Raw genomic sequence first — 25,381 nt, forward strand, 5'->3', positions numbered from 1 at the left:
TAATGCTGACCTATAACTAATGACTAATGACTGCTGACTAATTACTCTTAAAGTCTGCGCCACTTGCGGCCATCTCTGTTAATTAGCAGTTCTGCTTCTGCAGGTTCCCAAGTACCCGCTTCGTATTTAGGAACCAAATCTTGGTCGTTGGACGATTCCCAAGCCATCAACGCCGGCGTTACCACCCGCCAAGCTTCTTCCACTTCATCAGAACGGGTAAACAAAGTTTGGTCGCCCAGCATACAATCAATTAACAGGCGATCGTAAGCATCCGAAGATGTCACCCCAAAAGAAGAACCGTAACTGAAATCCATATCCACCGTCCGCGTCCGCAAATCCGGTCCCGGCATTTTCGCCTCAAACCTCAGCGAAATTCCTTCATTCGGATGCACCCGCATCGTCAAAACGTTAGGAGTAGTTTGTTGGGCCGCAGACTGAAAAATTAACAGCGGCACTTCGCGGAACTGAATCGCAATTTCGCTAACTTTTTTCGGCAACCGTTTGCCGGTTCGCAGGTAAAAAGGCACTCCCTGCCAGCGCCAGTTGTCAATCATAAACTTCATCGCCACAAAAGTTGGCGTCGTCGAGTTGGCTGCAACCCCCGGTTCATCGTGATACCCCGGCACCTGTTTGCCCTTCATCCAACCTGCGGAATATTGACCCCGAATCGCTGAGAAGTCCAAATTATTCAAATCTGCCAAGCGAGTTGCTTGCAGAACTTTCATCTTTTCGGTGCGGATGCTGTCAGCGTCCAATGAATTCGGTGGTTCCATCGCCGTCAGACAGAAAATCTGCATCAAGTGGTTTTGCAGCATATCCCGCAACGCCCCAGAGGATTCGTAGTAACCTGCCCGGTCTTCTACACCTACTGTTTCTGCCACTGTAATTTGTACGTGATCGACAAATTGCCGATTCCATAGCGGTTCAAAAATCGCGTTAGCAAACCGGAACACCATTAAATTCTGAACAGTTTCTTTACCCAAATAGTGGTCGATCCGGTAAACTTGCTGTTCTTGGCAAACCTTCTGCACGACTCGGTTGAGAGCTTTTGCCGAACTCAAGTCGCGGCCGAAGGGTTTTTCAATTACCAAGCGGTGTTTTACTGGATCGGTCAGCATTTGAGCCGCGCCCAGTTGCCTAATTGCTTCTGGGAAAAAGTTCGGGGAAACCGAGAGATAAAATATGTGATTGCCGCGAGTTCTCCTTTCTTCGTCGAGTTCCGCTAAGAAAGCTTTGAGTTTTTGATAGCTTTCGGGGTTGTCAATGTCGCCCGGACAGTAGTACAAACCTTGAGCGAAATCTTGCCAAAATTCTTCATTGCCAATGCCGCCGCCAAATTCTTCAATGCCTTCGCGCATTTGCTCTCGGAAGTAATCGTGACTCCAAGGGCGGCGGGCTACTCCCACCACGGTAGTTTCCGGTGGCAAGCGCCGATCGCGCTTCATCTGATAAATTGCAGGTACCAGTTTGCGCTGGGTGAGATCCCCAGAAGCTCCGAAGATTACCAGAATTTGTGGTTCCGGCACCCGTTCTTTTCGCAAACCGACGCGCAACGGATTTTCAAGTAGCGTTACCATTATTTATTTTCCTTGTTCTAGTGATGTTAACCCTGCCAAGACACCATGATAGTTTGCGGTCATTTCTGCTAGTTAGTGGGTGAGAGAGTTAATCGGTTCTTAATACTGCTAGAGGAGGCAGATGATTTTGCTCTCTAGGAACTATGACATCCATTAATCTCAAAATTCCTAGAGAGGATTTCAAACTCAGCATTTAAGAACCCAAATAATTATCTACTCCGATTCCTAAATGCTTCTGCCTTCAAGGATACAGATATCTGCCTAAGCGACGGGTGACAACTTCTGCACTTTCTCTTGCAAGGAATCCATCAGGGATTGGAACGGGGTGACGAATTTATCAATCCCGTCCAAGAGCAAGTCTGCCATCACTTGATCCAAGTTGATGTCGATGTCGGGATCTTTGAGACTTTCAATCAGCGTGTAAGCTTCTTCAACGTTGTTCTCAATCCGGGGTGCGACATCGCAGTGGTCGAAACAAGCTTCAACGGTGTTCGGCGGCAAAGTGTTAACGGTGTCGGGGCCGATTAGTTCATCGACGTACATGACATCGCTGTAGTTGGGGTTTTTGGTGCTGGTGGAAGCCCACAGCAAGCGCTGTACTTTCGCTCCCTTCGCTGCTAAAGCTTGCCAGCGATCGCTCGCTACGATCTCTTTATACTTCTGGTAAGCTACCTTCGCATTGGCGATCGCCACTTTCCCCTTCACTGCTTCCAGTTTAGCTTTTGTGGAAATATCTGTGACATTTTTGAGTTTCTCGTCTATCTTGCCATCGACATTGATGTCGATCCGGCTCAAGAAGAAACTGGCAACAGAAGCAATATTGCTCACATCCAAACCTTTAGCCACCCGCGCTTCCAAACCACGAATGTAAGCCCAGAAGGTTTCGACGTAGCTGTCAACCGAGAACAGCAAAGTCACGTTAACGTTAATGCCTTCGCTAATGACTCGCTCAACTGCTGGCAAACCTTCAGCGGTTCCCGGAATCTTAATCATCACGTTTTCTTTGCCGAGGGCTTGGTAATAGCGCATGGCTTCGCTAATCGTGCTTTCTGTGTCGTTGGCGATCGTCGGTGGCACTTCAATGCTAATGTAGCCGTCCAAACCCTTCGACTCTGCGTAAACTGGGGCGAAGATGTCGCAAGCGTTGCGGATATCTTCAAATACCAGAGATTCGTAAATCTCCATTACAGATTTACCCGCCCGGATGCCCGCTTCGATATCCGCATCGTAAATCACATTACCCGCGATCGCTTTCTCAAAAATAGCCGGATTAGATGTAATCCCGCGCAGTCCCCGACTTTCAATCATCTTTTTGAGTTCGCCGGACTCGATCAGATCGCGAGTCAAATTGTCCATCCAGATACTTTGGCCAATTTCTTTGATTTCTAACAGGTGATTCGTTGGTGTTGCTGTCATTACTGTAACTCCTACAATTTGATAGCTGTTAATTGGGACTTGGAAATTGGAAATTGAAAATTGAAAATTGGTAATGGGGAATTGGTAATTGGGAGTCGAAAGTTATAAGTTAAAACCCTCTTCCTTCTTCCTGACATCCGTTACATCCCGTACATTGCTCGTTGCCGAACTTCCTTCACTCTTGGACAGTTCTAGGATTGCGCGATCGATCTTGAATAAAAGACTCGACCATCGCTACATTTTCTTTACTGCCGATAATCAAGGGCGATCGCTCGTGCAGTTTGGTCGGCACAACGTCTAAAATGTCTTGAACTCCCGTACTTGCCCGCCCGCCGGCTTGCTCCATCAAAAACGCCAAGGGAGCCGATTCGTAGAGCAAACGCAATTTGCCTTCCGGTTTTTTCACCGTTCCGGGGTACAAAAACACGCCTCCCTGGAATAAAATCCGGTGGAAATCTCCCACCAAAGCCCCGCCGTAGCGGGCGGTATAACCTTCGCTGCGGTGGACGTAACGAATGTAGTCCCTCAAAGATTCCTCCCACTGCCAGAAGTTACCTTCATTAACGCTGTAAATCGGGCCGCGCGAGGGAACTTGTATATTTTCGGTGGCTAGAATAAACTCGCCCAAACTGGGGTCGAGGGTAAAGGAATGAACGCCCTGCCCGATCGAATAAACCAGTATGGTACTGGGGCCGTAGAGTACGTAGCCTGCGCCGATTTGTTTGTGTCCGTGTTGCAGCAAGTCGGAGGCAGAACCATCTGCATCGTCCCCCTCTTGCTTGCGGATGCTGAATATTGAGCCGACATCGAGATTGATGTCAAGATTGGAAGAACCATCTATGGGGTCGTAGAGCAGACTGTAGCGTCCGATCGGACAGTTTTCAGGAATGTAATAGGGTTTTTCCATTTCCTCCGAAGCCAAGCGACAGACAAGTCCGCTTTGCTGGAATACCGAGATAAACACTTCATTAGCATAGACATCCATCTTTTTGACGGATTCTCCCTGCACGTTCACAGCCCCTGTAAACCCTAAAGCATCTGCCATTAACCCGGCTCTGCTAAGTCGGCGCGCGATCAGCTTAGCAGCCAACCCGATGCGATTCATCAAAGCGCTGAGATCCTGAGCATCTGCACTAAAGCTGTGGAGTTGCTGGAGTACGTGACGGGATAAAGTCGTGCAATCGCGGTCTAAGGCTTGTACCTGTTCGGTCTGGCCGAGACGGGTTTCCCCTGTTGGCGCGTTTACCATGATTTGGATGTTCTCCCTGTCTTGCGGCTGGTTAGTTGGGGATTTTCAGGTGCTTGCCGTTTGCCCCGCTAATCGGCTTTGAGGTCGATCGTCCCTATCTTCTATCTTAGGAAGGGTTTTGCTAAAGGGGATGGAACTTTAGGCTAACTTTAGATCCTCATTGGGCCATTCTCAACTTTTACTATCGGTTATTACGATTTTTTTTTTAACAATTAAGTTTTATTTTATACATTCATGTGAAAAAATATACTTCTGTGGCGGCTTTGGAGACAGGCGATGAAGAACTATGATAATTATCAAAAACTTCCTGTGTGGCAAGCATCCTGACTGCTTGTGAAACAGGCGGTTCACCTTGATGTTTATTAAATTTGTCAGGGTGTATCGGGAGTTACTTCAATCTCCCATGCGTTGTTTCATCATCTGCCCGTGCTACTGTAGCTCATGGGGTTAAGTAACCTTCGGAAAATTAATTACAGAAAGACTCTTTACGCTGTAGGGCTTTCAGGCGATATTACGTGTAATTAATTCGGAACTACTACTTAAAAACCGCACTCAGGCGATCTAAACCGGGATTTTCAACAAAAAATCTAGGCTAAAGGTAAAAGCAGTCGCAAGAAACCCAGTTTCTAACCTTGGTGCAAGATGTGAGATTTAGAAAAATTTCATTTCTGGGCAAAAAACCACCGTAATGATACTGATTTTCCTTAAAATATGAGCAAGATTAACTAAGGTGCAGGAATAACAAACTTTGCCATACGATACCGAGCCAATCATGAGATTTGAAGAAGCACTGCAACTGGTAGAAGCAATCCTACAAGCCAAAACAGGTAAACAACTGACTTCCTTAGAAAAAGAAATCCTCAAAGCTGCCTGGGACAACGAAACCTATCATAGCGTTGCCGAAAGCTTATATCTCACCATCGGTCATATTAAAGATTTAGCCTCCCTGTTATGGAAACACCTTTCAGACACCTGCGGGCAAAAAATTACCAAAAATAACTTTCGACGGGTAGTAAGAGCCCTTGGCGGCGCACCCAATTGCCATGAAGAAACAATAACAGAAAACGACACGGAGGAAAATTCCGACCCCAAAGGCAATATCTTAATTGTTGACGACTTGATCGAAAACCTGCATTTTTTAACAAAAGTATTGAACAAACAGGGTTATAAAGTTCGCAGCGTCACTAACGGTAAGATGGCATTAAGAACAATCCACCATAATACTCCCGATGTCATTTTACTCGATATTAAAATGCCAGAAATGGATGGATATGAAGTCTGTGAAGCTCTAAAAGCTGATGAAAATACCTCAGAAGTTCCGGTAATTTTTTTAAGTGCGCTAGATGAAGTTTTAGATAAAGTAAAAGCTTTTAAAGTAGGCGGAGTCGATTATATTACCAAACCCTTTCAAGCAGAAGAAGTCATCGCTCGGATTCAAACTCAACTAACTATCCAAAAACAAAAAAAACAGTTGAGGAAGCAAATCGAAGAACATCAAGAAACCGCAGAAATTCTCTACCAATCTCGCATTTTACTTGCAAATTTATTAAATACTTCCAAAGATGGAATTGCCGCTGTGCAAGCGGTGAGAGATCCGATAACCGAAGAAATTCACGATTTTCGGTGTTTGGTGGTCAACCCCGTCTTTGCCAAATTATTTGGTCAAAAGCGAGAAAACCTCATGGGTAAAACCATCCTGAAAAAAATGTTCAATCAACTTACTCCGACACTGTTTGATTCACTTGTAGAAGTAGTTGAGAGAGGAGAAGCGATCGAACAAGAATTTTATTGGGAAAAAGATGACTGTCAAATATTGTATTATTTGAGTACAGTAAAATTTGGAGATGGTTGTTCGATCACTGTCCGCGATATCACCATGTTTAAACTACTTGAATTTAAGGTAAAGATGAAAGCACATTTAGAATAATCTCATACCTCCGGTTTCTTTGAGAGACTGGGGTTATGTAATCATTCTTTTACAAAGCGTTGGATATCCAAAATCTTCTCAAACTCAAACTTATTAACCCAATTCCTAAGAATCTTGGTTCTACCGTATTGACCATACAAAATTAATGAGTACAATGCTAATTCAACAAACTTATTAGCTGAAAGTTGTGAAAAGTTATAAATGTATACCCCGAGCGTTTAATGAGTTTTAATTTGTTATTAATTCCTTCGACTACTCAAGAAAGTTGTTCTGGTTTCAAAATAGTTGCTAATCTCTCCAAACCACTTTTTTATAGTTTGAAAGCTTTTGGGAAAAGATTCCTGAGCTTCCACCAGCTAATCCACTAAACTCAAAGTTCCCATTGCCCAATTTTCCGAGCCTTCAAATACTTCTATCAGTTCCTCTTTGAGTTGAGGCATTCTTCCTAATTATGGTAAAGTTTATCGAATTGTTGTCAATTGATCAACTTACTCTTTTTTGAGATATTTTTAATTTTTTAGTAACAATACTTCGGACAGTTTCATGGTCCACGCGATAGGTAGCTAGAAACCCGATTTCTACGAGTTTTGAGTCACGATAAATTTACGCAGAAACCGGGTTTCTGAGGCCACGCATAGGTAGCTAGAAACCCGGTTTTTACGAGTTTTGAGTCACGATAAATTTACGCAGAAACCGGATTTCTGAGACTTTCATCATGTGCTCTTTGTCAATGCAGGTGCTTTGCCAAAACCCTCAACCGAGAGCCTCTTTCTCATAACGGGCTAGAAGATGCCAGAGAAAAATATCCGGGTCGTCATGATCTATCATCTCTTTAAACATGGAAACAAAAGGCTCATAGTCCAAAAACTGCATCTCCAAACTGAGTTGTTTTAATCCCGCTTCTTTAAAGATGCGATTTAACCGCAAGGGAGTGTAATAAATCTGGGCAGTTTGCCACTCAGCATCCCAAACTTTATTGCCGTAGACATCGATAAATCCCTCTGTAACACAGTGAGCGTGTTTGCGACTGAAATAGGCAATTTCTAAGAAGCATAAGGTGGTTGGAAAATATCCGTATATCTTGCCACCTGGCTTGAGAACTTTACCAAATTCCCGAATCATCTCGCGGTTGGTTTTATCTTCACTGGAAACCACGGAATTTGCGAGTAGGACGTAATCAAATTTCTCGTTCCACTCAGGTTTTTGTTCGGTGATTCGCGTGGAGTCAACTTCCTCAAACACGATTTGCCGAGCGTTGAGTCGCGAATCTCCATCTGCTGTTTTCCAGTGTGCTTGTGCTTTTTCAATGGCTGTTTTGGAAAAATCGGTACAGTAGATTTGTCCAATTTGGGGGCAAAATTCTAGTAAAGTTTTCTGAAGATAAATTTCCGAGCCACAACCGGGAATTAGGACTTTGATGTCAGGCGAGTTGGGAATATCATAGCCGGGAGAGCGCTCTGGACGGATTAGGGTTTTGCAGATTTTGGGGTCTTGGGTGATGCTGAAAGAGGTGTTGGTATAATCTTCGTGGTTTTTATCCCAGATATCTTTCTCTTCTTCAAGAGATTTCGAGCCAAGGTTTTGAGAAGAGGGAATTAGCCATTTGTAATCATTTGTGCCGGTCATAATTTTTAACTCCAAAATGTTCAGTACAGGTCAAATCTGTGTGTCAACCGCTAACAACCAAGCTGCCGTTTTCCAGCACGTACATGACATCCGCACGCAACGCATGGGCCATGCGGTGGGTAATGAAAATCACTGTGCGTTCTTTGGTGATGCGCTCGATGGTGGCGAGGATTTCGGCTTCCGTCGAGGGGTCGAGGGCGGATGTGGCTTCATCGAGAATTAGAATGGCTGGATTTCTCACCAAGGCTCTAGCTAAGGCAATTCTTTGCCGTTGTCCCCCTGATAACTGTCCGCCCCTGTCACCAACAGGTGTGTCGTAGCCTTGGGGTAAGGACAAAATAAATTTGTGAATCTCGGCGGCTTTGGCTGCGACTTCGACTTGTTCGTCAGTGGCTTGTAGATAGCCCATGCGGATGTTTTCCCGCACGGAGCAATTAAACAGAATTACATCCTGAGAAACCAGTCCGATTTGAGAACGGAGGGAGCGTACTGTTGCATGACGTAAATCAATTCCATCAAACAGAATGCGTCCTTTATCCGGGTCGTAAAATCGCGTTAGCAAGTTGACAATTGTACTTTTGCCTGCTCCACTTTCACCGACAAATACCGCGAATTCTCCTTGGCGAATCTTTAGGGAGAGATTTTTAACTCCTCCTCTATCTTGGGAGTAGCTAAAAGTAACATTTTCAAAGTTAATATCGCTGAAAAAGTGAGGTAAATCAATCGCATCCGGTGCATCCTGAATCGCCGGAGTTTCTGATAAGATATCGCTGATGCGTTGCAGCCCTGCTACTCCATCGATAAATGCAGGCAGTGACGAAGTTAAACCGAGGATATTGAGATTCAATCCTAGCATTAAAACTTGAAAGGAGGCAAGGGTGCCTACGGAAATAATATTCTGGTATGTCATGACAGCACCGATACTTAAAACGATAAGCTGCGTCAAGACAAAACCAATCATGGGAACTTTCTGCACTAAGTAGGAGAGAAAGGTTGCCCGGACATAAACCTGTTTTAAGTCATTCAAATCGGTGGAAAAATTCTCAGTCATTTGGTTCTCCAGCCCGAATATCTTGACAACGGTTTGCGAGAGGATATTCTCTTCGATAACGCTGGCAATCTGTCCTTCTTTTTGCAGCAACTTATAGCCGACTTCGGTGGCAAGGCTGGCTATTTTTGCTGGGGCAATGGTGCAGAGGGTTAAACCGATTAAACTGAGCAGGGCTAATTGCCAGTTGAGCAAGAAGAGGAAAATTAGAGTAAATAGGAAGTTAGACAGTTCTAAAACAACGACTGTCAGCCCCATTGTAATTACACCATTTTCCACCTTTTGGACATCGGCGATGAGACAATTGACTATATCCCCGGCTGAACGCCGTCCAAAAAACTCCATTGAAAGGCTTTGGAGATGCTCGAATAGAGAGTGTCGGATATTGTTGGTGATTAAAATGCCCAAGCGCGCTCCTAGGAAAATTCCTAGCAAGCCGATGCAGGCATATAGAATTGCTCCGACAACTAGCAATGACAGGATTAGAACCAGAAGGCCATAGTTTTGGGGAACGATGGCGGCATCGATGATAAATTTTAAGCTGGCTCGGAAGACTGAATCGAATGCTGCGTCGAATATCAGGCAGGTAAAGAGTAAAATGAATTGCCATTTGTAGGAGGCAATGTATTTGTTGAGGGTTTTAAAGAACCAAATCAGTTCCATGAGTTATAGGAGTTTGTCTACAGGCACGATTTAGGCTTTTACTTTGGCAGTTTTAATTTGGATAACTTTCTTATTAAGTAGGGTGGGCATTGCCCACCCTACAGTTAGTTTCAGTCACACTCAATCAGCAATATGCAATAATTTGCCACTGATTAAATCGCTGAATCTATTGTGTGTCATTGAACTGTGCAAAATGACTCAAGAGCAGTAAGAGAAAAGCTTTGACTATTTTCGGGGATGTCTATTTAAGAGCGATCGCATTATTCCCCCCAAATTGCGTACTGGTTAGTCGCCTTTGACATAAGAAAGATTCTGTTCGCTTGTTTCGTTGGTTTAATAGTCCATGTGTTATCTGGATTTAGGGTTGCTGTCATTTGATATACTCCTGGGCCGAACTCTACTTCCGGTGCGTTTGTCGTTTCTGAAATATCAAGTACCTGGCCCTCCGTAAATGTGCCTGCAAGAACGTAATATTTCGGATGGGGGGTAAAGTTCACTGTTATGTTGGGCTGCGCTTGGACAACAAAAGTTCCTGAGCCTGACATACCTATTCCTACTGTTGCTTGCTTGAGCGGTACATTGGCAGATTGTTTGACGTGGAGTATTCCTAATGGTGTCACTGTTTCTGGCGTAATTGGATTGAAGAAATAGGCTTGATTGTTTGGATCATAATCCAACAAAATTTGGTTTTTCTCTTGTAAACCAGCAACTGGTGATTGAGTTGCATCAAAAACCACTCCTGGTGCTAGTTCCCCCGTCTCCGACCAGCAAAAGTTGTAGCTTATTGTCCAGTTAAACTTGATGGTTGTTTTTGGATAAGCAAACTTTACAAACCATGCTAAAGGGAATACATTCTTGGCACCAATTTCTGGGTCATTCTGGAAAACAGCAATATTAGTAGGATTGCTGGAATTGTTGATAACTGTAAGAGTATACTGAACTCCATTTGTTTCATTTGTGGATACCAAGTTAACGTTGGTCTCTTTATTTTGATATTGAAGAGTTACTTGATGACGACAAACATTAAGAAGGGGTAATTGCTCAGGAATTACCGATGTGACCCATTGTTGATATGCCTCTTGCAAAGCCTGATTTGCAGCTTGATTTTGATCTTGAGCTATCGTAACAACCGTTGTGTTAAAGTTCCAACTTAGCGGCGATGTAGCTGGTCGTGCAAGAAATACCTTAAATGTATATGCGGGCATGATTGTCTCCATTTAAACTATATTTACACTATTAAGACGATTCCCAAAGTCAATTTCTGAATTTTTAGAGTTAGAGGCTATTTTTTCCTACCTCAATGCACCCTCAGCACAAGAACTATAATTTCCAGCCATTGCACCAGATTGTGTTATTGAATTAACGTCAGCAACAAAAGATGTAGGGTGAGCAGTGCCCACCCTACATCTATTTTTACTCATATTTAATCAGCTTACAAATGTAGTTTAACTGATTAAATATTATCCTATTAAAATAAAAATCGTCTCATAATTAGCCTCCTTTGAGATTAGTGTGATTTTGGTTGTTCGTCGAGACGAAATTTTATTTTTGTCTCTACACCTATAAGACGAATCCAGAGGTCAATTTCTGAATTTTTCGAGTTAGAGGCTGTTTTTTCCTAACTCAATGCACTCTGAGAGGTTCAGATCCCCGCCTTCCCGAAGAAGTCAAGGATCTACGCTTTAGCCCGATCGCCCTTTCGCCTCTTACCTTTCAACCGTTTCACAGCCTCCTCAACCTCACCGCGAAAAGGGTAGAGCAACCGCCGACTCAGCGCACTTCGATACGCCTCCACTGCCTCCGTCACATCCCCCAACCCCAACAACGCCCTCCCTTGCCAGTAACCAGCCATAGCCGGGTCAAACTCCATCAATTCCCGGAAATGACAAGCCTTTTCCAACCATTTCCGACTCGCCACCTCATCCCCCAACACTCGATAACTCTCCCCCAGCCACACCGCAGCAGACACCGATTGCAGATAACCCCCATCTTTTGGTAGCAACTGCCATCCTTGCACCAAAGCCTCCACGGCCTCCCGGTGTTTCCCCGCCAGCGCCAACACCCGCCCATGACCAAGCCAAGCATCAGGTAACTGCGGTTCAAGTTGCGTCCCCCGCACAGAGGCACCACACCCTCGCTCAATCTCCTGAAAACTTTCCACCAACACCCGCCCCGCCGTCGTCCAAACACTCCAGCGTTCAGGAAAACGATCGAGCATCTCTTCTACTATTGATGTAAGGGTTACTTGACGGTTAGATCCCCCTAAATCCCCCTGATCGAGGGCGACTTTGAGACTGGTTCCCCCCTTTTTAAGAGGGGCGGAGGGGGGATCGAGAGGAACTGGGGGAGAGGCAGCAGGCAAAATCTCGCACAACGCCCGATAAATTTCACAATCCTGCGGATACAGACGATAAGCCTTCAGCATCGCCTCAGCCGCTTTCTGATATTCCCCCGTATGGAACAAGCACCGCCCATAGGAATACCAACCCCTAGGATGATTCGGGTGTTCCTCAGTAAACCGTTCCAACACCCCAACTCCATTAGCCGACTCCCCCCGGAAAACGTGATAATATGCCAGCAACTCGCGGGCATCCGCCGCATCAGGAGCCAGTTGCAGCACAGAACTAATTATCTGTTTAGTCTGCTTCCCCTCCTCACCCGATACCAATCTCATCCGGCAACGAGTATCCGCCAGTCGTTTGAGCGCTCGGAAATCACCCGGAGCCACCTCTAGCACTTTGCTCAACCTGCGCTGCGCTTGGCGCACATTCCCCACCGCCTGACTCGCGTCGTAGCTGTCAATCAGCGCTACAACATCATCCGGGTTGAGTGACAAAACCGTATCAAAGGCTCGCAAAGCTGCAACCGCATCCCCTCTCCCCATTTGCACCTGCCCCAACGCCAGCCAGTGAGCCGCATTATCTGGTTCTAGGGAAGCCGCCGACTCAAAAGCGAGTATCGCTGCCTGAGTGTCATTTCTACAGAGTGCGATCGATCCGCTGATATGCTGCCGAGTCGCCTCATTGCGTGCATTGGCCGAGGCACTTTCATAAACCGCTACTGCCTCAACCTCTTGTCCCATAAGCTGCAAGAGTTTCGCCAATTGCAACCGCACGCCGATCGATGGTGGTTGCTGCCGATCTATTACTTGGCGATATTCCTCAACCGCCTGCTCGATATGACCCATTTCATACAGCAGATTCGCCAATTCCAACCGCTTCTTCCACCCAGAGGGATACTGCTGCACGTACTCACTTAATGTTTTCAGCTTCTGCTCTTGTCGGGTTGGCTTGGAGTCTCCAACCAGGTAAGCATTCAACTCCACCCCAGAGGACTGAGCGATCGATACGACCCGGAATGTAGTGTTTCTAGACATATTGCTGTTACCTGATAATTAATTGTCTCGCCAATGTTCTCTGTCATCGGGGCGATCGAGTCGGATGCGATCGTTTCCTGAGATTGGGAACTCTCCACCACCAGCTTTTCCCTTTTGCCAACCTTGGAAAAATCTAACAGAGCATCATCCAACCCTGACAAATACCTGCTCAAACGCTTTTGCAGAATGTCTCGCGCCTGTTGGATACGCTTGTAAATGTTATCGAGAGAGATGGCGAGTTTTTGGGCTATATCTTGATAGGAAATCTGGTCGCAGTAACGCATAGTAAACGGAGCGCGCAGTCGATAAGGAAGAGAATTTATGGCCTCGCGCAGGTACTGTCCCAACTCATGATTTAGAAGTGCTAATTCAGGAGAGTCACAACCAGAAATAACCGCTGAGTTATCGATAGTCGCTATGTCCTCAATATTGTCTATTTGTATTGCTTTTCGGCGACGTTCTCGATGTATATCTATACAGAGATTATGGGTTAAGCGGGTGAGCCAAGCTCGGAGGTTAGTGATTTTTTCGGCATAGTCTGGTAATTTATCCCAAGCTTTGACCATTGCGCGACTGAGCGCTTCTTCCGCATCCATAGAATTACCGCCCATCCACTTGAGACAGCAACGGTAAAAATAATCTCGATTCTGCTCCCATAGCTGCCAGAACGTTTTCTCTATATCTTCAGAGCAACTACGAAAGCATGAGGTATTAACGAATTGAGAATTTGACATGACGATTTATCCCTGAAATTCAGCTTACTTTTGATTTTGGGTTTAACCTAAAGTAGTTTTTCTGCACCGGATTAATTATGTTGCTTGTTCGAGCCTTTGTAGGCTAGATAGGGAAGTGTTTTAAAGGTCAAGTATCGAGTTTTTTTGGGGAACTTTTTGTGTTTTTTGTGTAACTTTGCCGCCAAACAATCAGGCCAACAGCTTGACGTTATTCAAGCCCAAAGCTGAAACTTAATTAGTCACATTTGCACCCAAATTTGACTAATTAAGTTTTTATGTTATGCATTTAGATGCCCATCCTCTTAATTTTTCACAGGGCTGTATCAACCTTGACAGGGTTAGTTTTTGCAGGCAGCCGCAACAACTATATTATCTGTCCCACTAACAGTCTAATCGCACAATTCAGGTTCTAAAGTCGGAAAAGTCGGGTTCTAAAGTCGGAAAAATCGGGTTCTAAAGTCGGAAAAGTCGGGTTCTTCGGAATTCTCTGGACAAAATCCCAAATGTGTTATATGGGGCTAACCCGAAGAAACATAAGTTTGGATAGGTTTTACGAAGAAGAATAATGGTGCTTAATTACATTCCGGGCGTTGCTTAATCAGGGTATGAAAAAAATAAGTTGAAAATTCAGAAGTTTTGTGGATTCTGGTTTCTATGACTTGCATATTTAGCCTTTCATACCGTAAATCAGCAACGCCACATTCCGCACGCGCTTAGTGTCACAGCATAATTACCCAGAATAATCGATTTTTAAAGTGATAAATTATGCGTTTCAAATTTTTAATATCCGTTAATATACGGTATCAAACTATAATTTGTAGCTTAATGGCTCGATAAAAATAAGTAAATACCGATGGTGACAGTTGAGGGTGCGGAATGTGGGCTTAACCAGGGATATGTATTGCTGATTTGTTCTAGCATGAGGATTTATACTTAGGCTGCACACGATCGCATTGTATTGAGCTACTTGCAGTTTTGTTAAGACCTTGGACAAAAAAACAAAAAAAAGTGTGAAAGGTCGATCGCCCTTTCACACTACACAAAGTATGTATTTTGTCAAGCTAAATGTAGGACTAATTAACTAGAAATTATCGCGCCTTGGGTGTCGATCGCGATCGCCCTTACATCAGCCTTCACCCCAAATTCCATCCAAGCAGCCGCCATTTCCCTCACAACCGCAACAGCATTAGTAACATCCGTTAAAGCTAAAAGCGTTGGTCCGGCACCGCTAATTACCATTCCATAAGCCCCTGCCTTGAATGCAGCTTCTTGCACTGCTTCATATCCCTGAATCAGAGATTGCCGGTAAGGTTGGTGAATTTTGTCCTGGAGGGCGCAGCGCAGCCAGTTTTCATTGCCAGTTTCCAAAGCCCGCAACAGCAAACCGAGGTGTGCGGCATTGAAAATCGCATCAGCCCTGCTGTACTCGCTGGGCAAAACTTGTCGCGCCTCGGCTGTAGAAAGTTCAAAATCGGGAATCGCTACCACGGGCACAATATTAGGATGCCAGGGAATATCGCAAATTTCCCAGGAACCGCTTGGTGTATTGCTAGCAGCGAGGCGACAACCTCCTAATAAAGCGGGGACAACGTTGTCGGGATGGCCTTCAAGTTCGATCGCCAACTGCATCACTTCCACCTGACTCAAAGGCTTTCCGGCTAATTCATTTGCACCGACTAACCCGCCCACAATAGCTGTGGCGGAACTTCCCAAGCCTCTAGCCAGCGGCACTTGCATATTTATATGTATGGCTACGGGCGGCGGCGATTGTTGGAGGCGATCGTATAACTTGAGAAAAGCTTGATAAGCCAGATTGCTGTCGTCTGTCTTGACTTTTGCGGCTTCTTGGCCCGTAACTGTAATTTTTAGTTTCTCGGTTGCTGAGGGTTCGAGTCGGGAGAATTGGAAGCGGTTGTAGAGGCTTAAAGCAGCGCCGATGCAGTCGAATCCTGGGCCCAGGTTGGCGGTTGTGGCGGGTACGGTAACGGTGATAGTGGAAGTTACGGACATTTTTTGAATGGTGGATTTGGAATGTTTAACCGCAGATGAATGCGGATGAACGCAGATCGAAGGTATTATACTATGTTTTCAAAAGCCATTTATTCTTGCAGCATTTCAAGATGCTTGATGGCATCTTGATAATCGTTGGTATTGCCATCTTTTTGATAGAGATCGGCTGCTTTATGATAATCGGCGATCGCCCCCGGTTTGTCTTCTAAGAACTCGCGGACTCTGGCGCGGTTGTAGTAGGCGTCGCCGTAGTTGGGGTTAATTTCAATTGCGCGATCGAAGTCGGCTTTGGCTGCTGGATAGTCTTTGAGGTTGCGGCCGTGAATGATGCCCAGTTTGTTGTAGGCTTGGGCGTAGTTGGGATTGAGGCGAATGGCTGCGGTATAATCTGCGATCGCCCCTGGGATGTCTCCAGCTTCTGATTTGGCTAAACCACTGTTGAATAGGTCTTCGGCAGTATTTTGAACGATTAGTATTGGTGAGGGTTTTGTAGAAATGGCAGGAGATATGCCACCAAAAACTGTCACAAATCCCCAAAGGGCGATCGCCCTGTAAAAGTATTTCATAATTCTAAGCAAAAATCTGAGCGACAGAACAACTAAAACCGGGTAACAAAGGCGATGTCAATTCATCATTCCTCAACAGTGTAGCAACAAGCCTTAAACTTGCTTCTTCCCTGCGATAAACCTCAATTTGTTGCAACCGCCAATTCGCAATCCAGTATTCCTGTACTCCTCGTACAGAATAGAGTCTGAGTTTCAAATCTCTATCGCGTCTTTCATTGTCTGTACCGGGAGACAATACTTCAACAATTAACTCGGGGGCGGCGGTTAAATGTCCGGCTTCGTCTAGCAAGATATCCAAGCGTTCATTGCTGGCCCAAACTACATCAGGAATAACGTTATCAGCGTCCGTGAAAATAAGACCTGGATTGATGGCGGCTCTTCCCAAACCAGTCGATCGCGACCAGGTTTTCAACTCTAGGTAAAAGTTACCACAAGCTTCTTGATGCCCCCAATGCGGTGCTCTAGTCACAAATAACTCTCCATCAATAAGTTCGTAACGATCGCCGTTATCGGGCAATAGTTCCAAATCAGCGGTAGTCCAGCGTACTTTATCAGATATTGTCTGGCTCATACAAGCACTCTATAATAGGTGGTACAAACATTATAAACCACTTCCTAGTAAGGACTTCAGCCCTCTCTGCGACTTTTAGTCAATTAGGACTAAAGTCCTTACTACAAACTATGGGGTCGATCGCAATTAACCGCACATTACACTACTTAAGAACAGTTTTAGAAGCAATCCGAGTTTTCTTGCGATCGGCCTCACTCAAATCTTCACCAGACTGCAAGCGAGTAGCAGAAGTTTGCAGCACTGTGGCCGCACTTTTATCGCCCATTTGCAGAGCAGTTTTAGCCGCCGTTTGTAACATTGTGGCGGCACCGGCGCGATCGCCCTGTTGTAATCTAGTTTCGGCGAGTTGAGTTTGGCGGTATTTAGCCAAAGCTAAAATATGCTGCTGCACCATCGGGTTAAGTGCCGGCTGATAAACTTTCAGGACATTAGCGGAAACTGCCACAGGATCGGAAAGTAAACCTTCACCGACAGTCGGATCGTCGTAGCGAATTTGCAATTGCCCGATCGCCTGCGTACCTTCAGGTAACTGTCCAATATAAATATTAGCCAAAACTACTCGCTCTACATCCTTCATTAAATCTCCCAAGCGGACCATAAAGCGATCGCCCTCTTGCTGTACCGGTAATTCGATCGTATCAGGAGCAACTTGGGCGATCGGTTTAAGTTCGGCTAACCGCACTTTTGGCATCAGCGAAAATAGCAAATAAGCATTAGTCAAACCTACACCTTGGATGCGAGTAAATAATTTTCCAAACTCATCAACCGCATCTTCGGGCCGCTGAATGTGAGCCAAAGCACCGCCGCCAGCATCAGCAATCTTTTCCAAAATATCCTGATTCCAGTTATCGCCAAAGCCCAGAGAATTTAAAGTCATATTGTACTCGGCGGCGAGTTTCGCCAGCTTCAAACAGCGACTGTCGTCGCCGTGTTCGTTTTCGCCGTCAGTAAGTAGAAATGCCTGAGATATAGCTTCTTTTTTGCCTTTCCCCAACTCTTCAATACCTAACTTAATGCCCTCATCAATTGCTGTACCGCCGGCCGGTCGCAACCTCTCAATTTGGCGTTTAATGCTAGCGGAGTCTTCCACAATTTGGTTGGGGACGAGGACTTTGGCTTTGTGATCGAAAGCCACCGCGCAAAAGCGATCCCCAGGCTTCAACCGGTCGAGCAACCGTCCGGCGGCTTGTTTGACGGTTTCCAACGGCCGTCCGCCCATCGACCCACTGTGGTCGAGAATCAGGCACAGATTTAAGGGTACGCTGGAGTCGATCGAGCTTGCCGTCGCAGACACTGAAATCGCTAGCTGGCGCTGGGTTGAGGGCGCGATCGCGTCAAGGTTGGGGTCGTTTAAGACCGGGAGCAAACTAACTTTCATGCGGGATACCTAAAGATTGCGTTACTATTTCTTTAAGAATAGCTCCATCAGTTCAGGCAACATTTCGGTTTATGAACACACCAATTAAAGCTGTGCAATCGCAATACTACGGGGAAGGCAACTCTCGGACGCCACCACCCGATTTGCCATCCCTGTTGCTGAAGGAGCGGATCGTTTATCTCGGTATGCCTCTGGTGCCTGCGGTAACAGAACTGATTATTGCTGAACTGTTGTTCTTGCAGTACGAAGACCCGGATAAGCCGATCAAAATCTATATCAACTCAACAGGCACTTCTGGTTACAGCGGGGAACCCGTCGGCTTTGAAACCGAAGCCTTCGCTATCTGCGACACGATCAGGTACATTAAGCCACCCGTGCACACTATTTGCCTCGGTTCGGCAATGGGCATGGCTGCGATGCTGCTAGCGGCCGGTACAAAGGGCTTTCGGGCTAGTTTGCCGCACGCTTCGATCGTGTTGCACCAACCCAAGGCTTACACGCGGGGTCAAGCCAGCGACATTCAAATTCGGGCGAAGGAAGTGCTGGCAAATAAGGCCACGATGCTCGATATTTTTGCAAGCTGTACTGGCCAACCGATCGAAAAGATTACTAAAGATATGGATAGGTTGCTGTACATGACGCCCCAGGAAGCTAAAGAATACGGTTTGATCGATCGCGTTCTAGAAAGTTCGGAAGAATTGGCTAAACCACTGCCGGCTGGAGTCATCTAATTTGGTTATTAGTTATTGGTTATTAGTTATTGGTTATTGGTTATTGGTTATTGGTTATTGGTTATTGGTTGTTATCACCAAAAACTCGAAAGTAACTAATAACAAGTAACTAATAACAAGTAACTAAGAACAAGTAACTAATAACAAATAATCCATTCCAAATCCCCGATTACCAATTACCAACTAAAAGGAGTTCCGAATTATGCCTATAGGTGTGCCAAAAGTCCCCTACAAAATGCCTGGTGGTTATGATACTCAGTGGATTAATATCTACGATCGTCTTTACCGGGAACGGATTATTTTCTTAGGTAAAGATATTGACGATGAAATTGCCAATCAAATCATCGCCGTGATGCTGTATCTGGATTCGGAAGATTCGGGTAAGGATATCATTTTGTACATCAATTCCCCCGGCGGGATGGTGTCGGCAGGCATGGCTATTTTTGATACCATGCAGCACATTAAATCGGACGTGGTGACGATTTGTGTGGGCTTGGCTGCTTCGATGGGTTCTTTCCTGCTGGCTGCGGGTACGAAGGGGAAACGGTTGGCTTTGCCTCACTCGCGGATTATGATTCACCAACCTTCTGGGGGCACGCGGGGACAAGCAACGGACATTCAGATTGAGGCGAAGGAGATTTTGCGCTTGCGCCACCAACTCAACGGTATTTATGCTAAAAATACCGGACAGCCGATCGAGAAAATCGAGAAAGACATGGATCGCGACTATTTCATGTCCGCTGAGGAAGCCAAGGAATACGGCTTGATTGACAGAGTAGTCGAAGATCGTCCGTAAGTTGTTTTTTCGATTCAGTAGTGCGGGGAAACCTCGCATTACGACCTAGTTGGCAGTAAAATATGGCAGAATCTTTACATTTAAGGATTCTGCCATATTTAATGGTATTATAAAACTTGATTCATGCTAAATGGATATTGCAGATTATTACCGACAGTTAGGACTCAGATCTGGTGCGAGTTTATCGCAAGTTAAGAGTTCTTATCGAAAGTTAGCCAGACAGTATCACCCGGATGTGAATCCGGGAAACGAACAGGCTAAGAATAAGTTTATTGCTATTACTGAGGCTTATAAGTTCCTGGTAAATATAGCCCCCGCCGATGTTGCGGAGTCAACAACTGCTAGTTCAACAGTAGCGCCTACTTCGACACCGCCCGCTGCAGCGGTGAAAGATCGATCGCAGACAGTTAAGGTGACTCGGAAACAGCAACCGACTCCAGATAGCCCGGATTTGTCGGCGGCGGAAGAAAAGTTAAAGCAAGATGCTTATTTTCAGTTGCAGCAGTTGCTGAAATATCAGAGGTTCCCCCGGGCGATCGCCCTGATTGAGGGTTTGGCGCAGCGGGTTCCTGAAGATCGGGAAGTGCGACAGTGGCAGGCGATCGCCTATCAGCGCTGGGGGCGGCATTTGATCGAGGAAAAGCAGGTTGATAAGGCGAGAATTTATTTGAAAAAAGCTGTAAAAACTGACCCTCACAATCGGGCTTTGTGGGCGGAAGTTGAGCGAGATTTTCGCAAGTTGGAACAGATTTATTGATTGGGGAATCGGGAACCGGGAATCGGGAACCGGGAATCGGGAACCGGGAATCGGGAATCGGGAATCGGGAATTATTACTTTGGTTCTGTGGAGGTCATCAAAAACTCTATATTTTTGAGTTTTTCTAAAATAGCTTGGCTATTTTCAGGCCGGTTTTCGGGTAGCGGTTCCATCAATTCGTCGATCGAGTCTACAAAGGACTGGTCAACATCTACGGCCTGGTTTTTCCAGTTGATTTTACCAGTTTTTTGATTGACGGGAAAGTCGATCGGCTTTAAGCCTGTTAATAAATGTACAAAAGTACGCCCTAGGGCAAAAAAGTCCGATCGCACTTCTGGTTTTCCGGCAATTTGTTCGGGCGCGGAGTACCCAGCAGAACCGATGGGTGCGGTATCTGTGCCTGCTTCGGTGGCGCAGCCGAAGTCAATTAATCTCAATTTCCCATCGGGTTCTAGCATCAAGTTGGATGGCTTAATATCCCGATGTACGAGATGATATTTGTGGATTTTTTGCAAAATAGCGAGCAATTGTTGCAGCCAATTAACGGCGAGTGTTTGAGAAACCTGTTGGTTTTTAGTTAAGAATTCTGTCAAGTTTACTCCGCCGATTTTTTCCATCGCCAAACAACACAATTTCTGGGAATTGTTGCCGAGTTTAATTTGGAAATAACCGTCTGGTTCAACTTGGGGAACTCCGGCTTTTCCCCCCAGCCAAATTAACACTCGCGCTTCTTGCTGGAAGCAGCGAAGTAAATGGGGATTGTGGCTGTGTTTGAACACTTTAAAAATTTTGACTGTGCCCCATTCGTTTTCGCCGGTTCCCAAATCTTCGACTTCTAAGATGTCTGTGGGGCGGGCGGGATTGGGCGATCGCACTGGTTTAAGGATACGATAGCGATCGGCAATTAATAAAGCCGTGCCGCAAGCTTGACAGTTTTGAGCAGCAGCAGAGTTTTCGCGTTGTTCGCATTGAGGGTTGATGCAGTAAATCATCTGTCTTGATACGTCCAGGACTGACGGATTTAACGAATTGATTCAATTATGAGCATAAAACCCAGTAGTTTTGACCTTACTACTGAGTTTTTATTTGCCGCCCATTTGCAGAGAATACCACATTTAAGTCCAAGATTTAAGATTAATCGCACCGCGCTATACCGATTGAGCTACTCCCCAGCGTTTGGTTGGGGAGAAGGTAGAAGCATCTCCGTAGTTTTTTAAGTTGTAATGTTAGTTTCTGGAGCGGTGCTTGTTTCTTCTGAGGCAAAGCGGGCCGGCCAAATGCGATCGCAAAAAAACAAAGTTCCCGCCGTCACGCACAGCGGAATTGCCAACAGATTCAACAGCGGAATGCTCACCAAACCCAAACACACTAAACCAAAACTGCCACTAGCCGGCAAACTTGCCCAAATTATTTCTAACTTCTCCTGAAAAGGCCTGCGCCTTCTCTCCAAAGGTGCATCTAAAAAATCTAAACAGACAATAGTCGCGCCCAAAGCTACGCCGCCCAAAGTGCTAAGAATAGAGCCGAAGCCAGGGATAAAATTTAGCAACAGTAGGGGTATGCCGACGCTCAACAAAATTTGTATTTTTCGCAGTTCAAAGGCGATCGCCCTTTGAATATCCCCAAAAACACTAGCCAAATTCATTGGGGCTTCTGCGGGCAATTGACCGTTCCGCAGCAGTTCCAATTGTTCGGAAAGTTTGCCGTACCAGGGCGAACCTAAAATCACGCCAAACTGCACTAACAAAAATCCGATGATTAGCAAAAGTCCTGACACTAGGAGTACGCGCAGCAGCCAGCCGAAAGCAACTGTCAACCCGCCCAAAAAGCTCAGCCAAGCTGGCAAATTCGCAATTAAATCATTAAATCGGAGGGATAAATCGGCTACTAAAACGTCTATGCCTGCCAAACTGGGAAATAGCAAGCTTAAATAAAGTCCGGTACCAATTAGAAAATTTAGTAAGACGGGAACTAATACATAACTCCACAGCTTGGGAGTTTGCCAAATCAGCGTGAAAGCTCGAAAAGGATAGGTGAAACCTGCCAGGAGTCGAATTGGTGCAGTAATGGCGCTGCGGGCGGGATTTGAATTGAGCTGTTTTGACATATTAGGGGTGAGAGCGTCATTTTCTATTATTATTGCCTATGAGGATTTATTGCAGGTTGCCCAAAAGTGAAGCTTTTTATTTACCATACCCCGGAACTTACGCCAGCGGACAAAATGCCGGCTTGCGCGATCGCAGTTGATGTGCTGCGGGCGACTACGACAATGGCGACGGCCCTGAATAATGGGGCGGAAGCTGTCCAAGTTTTCAGCGACTTAGATAAGCTGATGGCAGAGAGCGAAAAATGGCCTGCAGACAAGCGGATTCGGGCTGGAGAGCGTGGCGGAGGCAAAGTTGACGGTTTTGACATGGGGAATTCTCCGCTGGACTGCGCGCGAGAAAAGGTGAGTGGGAAGCGCATTTTTATCAGTACAACTAACGGTACTCGGGCTTTGCAACGAGTGCAAGCTGCTGCAACTGTGCTGACGGCGGCTTTGATTAACCGCAAATCTGTAGTGCAGTTTTTGTTAAGCAAAAAGCCGGAAAGTATTTGGATTGTGGGTTCTGGTTGGGAAGGGAGTTATTCGTTGGAGGATACGGTTTGTGCTGGGGCGATCGCCCAAAGCCTGCTATCAGAAAGCGGTATTCCGGCGATCGATTTTGCTGGTAACGATGAAGTATTTGCGGCGATCGCTCTTTATTGGCAGTGGCAAGATCGGCTGCACGAATTGTTGGAAAAAGCCAGTCACGGCCAGCGCCTGTTGCGTATGGGCGTGATTGAAGATTTAAAATATTGCGCGCAATTGGATACTTTAGATGTGCTTCCCATGCAGCGAGAACCGGGTGTTTTGGTGAAGTCTGATTTTAAAATTTCTTAGGCTAATTTCAGGTTTCCATCTTGGGAAAAAACTAGGAATTAATTTTTTTTGAGTGCAGTATTAGTAGGGTGTGCCCTTATAGAACCTTACTTGAAAAACGACGATAAAATAGGTTTGTAGTGCGGACTTCAGTCCGCTTTCATATTGCGGACTAAAGTCCGTAATACAAACCGGGACTTGCATTCCCAACGATCGAACAACGGAAATTATACTAAATCCGGGTTTGTCATCCCATTTTTGTTATTGTTCGCGAACAATGACAAAAATGGCTCGGATACGTGGATTTAGTATTAGTAGTTAGCGAACAAGATTGTTTTTATAGAAAGTTGAATTAAAGATATTCCGTAGCAACATATAGCGGTTTTCAAGCGTGGTAAAGTATGCCCTATGCCCGGTTTGGCCTATGCCCTAATGTATTGGAGGCAATTTAGAATTACCGAACCGCTGAATTAAACACTCGGCAATTCTGGCGGCGGCACCGGGTTCTCCCATGCGGCGCAAGCCATTTTCAGCGATTAACTGCAATCTGTCGGGATCGCGGAACAAAGACTGTACTGCGCCGGCAACTTCGGCGGGATGTTTGACTAAAATTAATGACGGGCCTAACAGGCGACTTTGGGCTTCTGCAAAGGCGGGGGTAAATTGCGGGCCGTTTCCGGGAATGGCGATCGCGGGTTTTCCTAAACCGACAAATTGTTCTGTAGCGGTTCCAGCCATTGCTATTGCTACATCGGCTTCATACAAACAATCGTTAAAACTTTGCTGAGTTAAAATCATCGTGGCGTTTCTCTGCACAAAGGTCAAGGGCAATAGCAAATTAGGAAATTCTTGCCGAATTTCTTGAGGGCTAGAAACGGGAGGCCGCAAAATACTTCCTTCTCGCCGCTGCGTTTTTATTTCGCCGTCTTGTCGCCAGCCGAAAAATTCTAATATAGGTCGCAAAGCTTCTAAGTTTAACTCGGGAGAAATGGCTCCGAAAAATAACAGTTTACGATCGGCAAACAAGGACAAAATTCCGCCTGCAGCCTCTACTATTAGCTGCCAATTAGCATAGGCTTCCGGCGCTCTAGAGCCGGGGAGTAAGGTGATGACGAGCGATCGCTCCTTTTCCCGAAACTCTGCATCAGGGCCGTAAAAACTGGCTGGGTTTTCCGGTTCGAGTCCGTCCATCATGGGATTGCCAAGATTGTAGGCGGAAATTCCCAGCTTTTCTAAAGTCTCGGCGGTTAGCGCATCCCGGACAAAAACGGCGCGACAGCGGTTTCTCGTCATCAACCAGCGCTCCCAAAGGAAATAAACCGATCGCGGCGACGAAATCCAAGCAAACAAGCCGGATTTGCGAGCCAGAGGCCCGTTCTCGTCCCGCAAATAATAGTCGGACTTGGCGGTACCGACAAAAGCATAGGGCGCGCCAGCGAGCCAAGCAAACAGCAGCGGTACGATATCGCCGCAGGCTAAGATCACCGCGTCTTGATTGCCAGACTGTGTTTGCGATCGCACCCAAGCGCGGATCGCTTTAAACTGAGCTACGGTCAACTGCAGCAGGCCGCCTTTGACATCCCGCAAAAATTCCCTTCCATCCATGTAGATAAATCCGCCCGAAGGCATCCGCTGCACCGGGCCGATGATGCGGGCGTTTTCTAGTTGAGCGAAAGCTTGCCCTTCGCCCACTAGCGGAAACACGGCTAATTCTGGGGGGTGCGGGTGCTGTTGCAGTTCCCGCAAGATGCGAAGGGCGATCGCGTCTTCTCCGTGGCCGTTACTGAGGCAAAGTAATTTCAATCCCAACTCTCTCAAAAACTCTACTGTCAACAAATAGCCTAAAACCCCTGCGACTTCAGTCTAGCGATGAAAGGCTACTTTACAGGTTATTTTACCAGAAAACTCTTATTTTAAATAGCATAAAATACCGTAAAATTGACCCAGATCGGCGCGACTCAAAATTTATGTTGAGGACTTTCTTTCTCACTACAAACACATTTTATGTCAGGTAATTGAGCCGATACTATTAGATACCAAACCATGCTTAAATA

The 25,381-nt window shown here is 45.8% G+C and carries 20 protein-coding genes and 1 pseudogene; 5 read left to right on the top strand and 16 right to left on the bottom strand.

All coding sequences use genetic code 11. From position 1 onward, the window contains the following. Window positions 1-47: 47 nt before the first annotated feature. The 3 genes from zwf to fbp form a co-directional block, all read right to left on the bottom strand. A complete protein-coding gene (zwf, locus tag QUA01_RS15100; RefSeq protein ID WP_333090439.1) occupies window positions 48-1,577 on the bottom strand; it encodes a glucose-6-phosphate dehydrogenase in 1,530 nt (509 codons plus the stop codon). Between the two features lie 261 nt (window positions 1,578-1,838). After that, on the bottom strand, window positions 1,839-2,993 hold the full coding sequence (tal, locus tag QUA01_RS15105) for a transaldolase (protein ID WP_333090441.1): 1,155 nt from the start codon (window positions 2,991-2,993) through the stop codon (window positions 1,839-1,841). A 175-nt stretch (window positions 2,994-3,168) separates the two neighbouring features. Continuing rightward, window positions 3,169-4,242 (bottom strand): class 1 fructose-bisphosphatase, encoded by a 1,074-nt coding sequence (gene fbp, locus QUA01_RS15110; protein WP_333090442.1) that lies wholly within the window; start codon window positions 4,240-4,242, stop codon window positions 3,169-3,171. A 748-nt stretch (window positions 4,243-4,990) separates the two neighbouring features. Between fbp and QUA01_RS15115 the strand changes: the two genes are divergently transcribed. Next, window positions 4,991-6,169 (top strand): response regulator, encoded by a 1,179-nt coding sequence (locus QUA01_RS15115; protein ID WP_333090443.1) that lies wholly within the window; start codon window positions 4,991-4,993, stop codon window positions 6,167-6,169. A 157-nt stretch (window positions 6,170-6,326) separates the two neighbouring features. On the opposite strand, the pseudogene QUA01_RS27440 reads toward QUA01_RS15115, so the two are convergent. The 10 genes and pseudogenes from QUA01_RS27440 to QUA01_RS15160 form a co-directional block, all read right to left on the bottom strand. After that, window positions 6,327-6,510 (bottom strand): annotated as a pseudogene (locus tag QUA01_RS27440) (transposase); the annotation flags it as partial. Between the two features lie 412 nt (window positions 6,511-6,922). Continuing rightward, a complete protein-coding gene (locus tag QUA01_RS15120) occupies window positions 6,923-7,795 on the bottom strand; it encodes a class I SAM-dependent methyltransferase (RefSeq protein ID WP_333090444.1) in 873 nt (290 codons plus the stop codon). A gap of 43 nt (window positions 7,796-7,838) precedes the next feature. Continuing rightward, a complete protein-coding gene (locus tag QUA01_RS15125) occupies window positions 7,839-9,506 on the bottom strand; it encodes an ABC transporter ATP-binding protein (RefSeq protein WP_333090445.1) in 1,668 nt (555 codons plus the stop codon). A gap of 260 nt (window positions 9,507-9,766) precedes the next feature. After that, on the bottom strand, window positions 9,767-10,711 hold the full coding sequence (locus tag QUA01_RS15130) for a hypothetical protein (RefSeq protein ID WP_333090447.1): 945 nt from the start codon (window positions 10,709-10,711) through the stop codon (window positions 9,767-9,769). Between the two features lie 470 nt (window positions 10,712-11,181). Beyond that, window positions 11,182-12,882 (bottom strand): tetratricopeptide repeat protein, encoded by a 1,701-nt coding sequence (locus QUA01_RS15135; RefSeq protein WP_333090449.1) that lies wholly within the window; start codon window positions 12,880-12,882, stop codon window positions 11,182-11,184. Then, window positions 12,822-13,616 (bottom strand): RNA polymerase sigma factor, encoded by a 795-nt coding sequence (locus tag QUA01_RS15140; protein ID WP_333090450.1) that lies wholly within the window; start codon window positions 13,614-13,616, stop codon window positions 12,822-12,824. Before QUA01_RS15140 ends, QUA01_RS15135 begins: the two co-directional genes overlap by 61 nt. Before the next feature lie 1,077 nt (window positions 13,617-14,693). Beyond that, complete coding sequence (thrB, locus tag QUA01_RS15145; protein WP_333090451.1) at window positions 14,694-15,626, bottom strand: homoserine kinase; 933 nt, start codon at window positions 15,624-15,626, stop codon at window positions 14,694-14,696. Window positions 15,627-15,715: 89 nt separating this feature from the next. After that, complete coding sequence (locus tag QUA01_RS15150; protein ID WP_333090454.1) at window positions 15,716-16,192, bottom strand: tetratricopeptide repeat protein; 477 nt, start codon at window positions 16,190-16,192, stop codon at window positions 15,716-15,718. A 4-nt stretch (window positions 16,193-16,196) separates the two neighbouring features. Then, window positions 16,197-16,763 carry a Uma2 family endonuclease gene (locus QUA01_RS15155; RefSeq protein ID WP_333090455.1) on the bottom strand — a complete coding sequence of 189 codons (567 nt, stop codon included), beginning with the start codon at window positions 16,761-16,763 and terminating at the stop codon, window positions 16,197-16,199. 142 nt (window positions 16,764-16,905) lie between these two features. Beyond that, window positions 16,906-18,141, bottom strand: a complete 1,236-nt coding sequence (locus QUA01_RS15160) for a vWA domain-containing protein (protein ID WP_194012960.1) — start codon at window positions 18,139-18,141, stop codon at window positions 16,906-16,908. Window positions 18,142-18,212: 71 nt separating this feature from the next. Here QUA01_RS15160 and QUA01_RS15165 point away from each other — a divergent pair, with 71 nt between their 5' ends. From QUA01_RS15165 to QUA01_RS15175, 3 genes are all read left to right on the top strand, one after another. Beyond that, window positions 18,213-18,872, top strand: a complete 660-nt coding sequence (locus QUA01_RS15165; protein ID WP_333090456.1) for an ATP-dependent Clp protease proteolytic subunit — start codon at window positions 18,213-18,215, stop codon at window positions 18,870-18,872. A gap of 202 nt (window positions 18,873-19,074) precedes the next feature. Continuing rightward, window positions 19,075-19,668, top strand: coding sequence for an ATP-dependent Clp protease proteolytic subunit (locus tag QUA01_RS15170; RefSeq protein ID WP_194069733.1), 594 nt, complete (start codon window positions 19,075-19,077; stop codon window positions 19,666-19,668). 130 nt (window positions 19,669-19,798) lie between these two features. After that, window positions 19,799-20,425: a J domain-containing protein gene (locus QUA01_RS15175; protein WP_333090458.1), complete on the top strand. Its 627-nt coding sequence runs from the start codon at window positions 19,799-19,801 to the stop codon at window positions 20,423-20,425. Window positions 20,426-20,499: 74 nt separating this feature from the next. On the opposite strand, the gene QUA01_RS15180 is transcribed toward QUA01_RS15175, so the two are convergent. Beyond that, a complete protein-coding gene (locus tag QUA01_RS15180; protein ID WP_333090459.1) occupies window positions 20,500-21,417 on the bottom strand; it encodes a serine/threonine protein kinase in 918 nt (305 codons plus the stop codon). A 221-nt stretch (window positions 21,418-21,638) separates the two neighbouring features. Then, window positions 21,639-22,532 (bottom strand): EI24 domain-containing protein, encoded by an 894-nt coding sequence (locus QUA01_RS15185; RefSeq protein ID WP_333090461.1) that lies wholly within the window; start codon window positions 22,530-22,532, stop codon window positions 21,639-21,641. A 66-nt stretch (window positions 22,533-22,598) separates the two neighbouring features. On the opposite strand from QUA01_RS15185, the gene QUA01_RS15190 reads away from it, so the two are divergent. After that, window positions 22,599-23,348, top strand: coding sequence for a 2-phosphosulfolactate phosphatase family protein (locus tag QUA01_RS15190; RefSeq protein WP_194069476.1), 750 nt, complete (start codon window positions 22,599-22,601; stop codon window positions 23,346-23,348). A 408-nt stretch (window positions 23,349-23,756) separates the two neighbouring features. Here the strand turns inward: QUA01_RS15190 and QUA01_RS15195 are convergent, their stop codons facing one another. Next, window positions 23,757-25,130: a lipid-A-disaccharide synthase-related protein gene (locus QUA01_RS15195; protein ID WP_194069475.1), complete on the bottom strand. Its 1,374-nt coding sequence runs from the start codon at window positions 25,128-25,130 to the stop codon at window positions 23,757-23,759. Window positions 25,131-25,381 lie beyond the last annotated feature (251 nt).

Source organism: Microcoleus sp. S36a_B3, from assembly GCF_036700745.1.
Taxonomy (GTDB): domain Bacteria; phylum Cyanobacteriota; class Cyanobacteriia; order Cyanobacteriales; family Microcoleaceae; genus Microcoleus.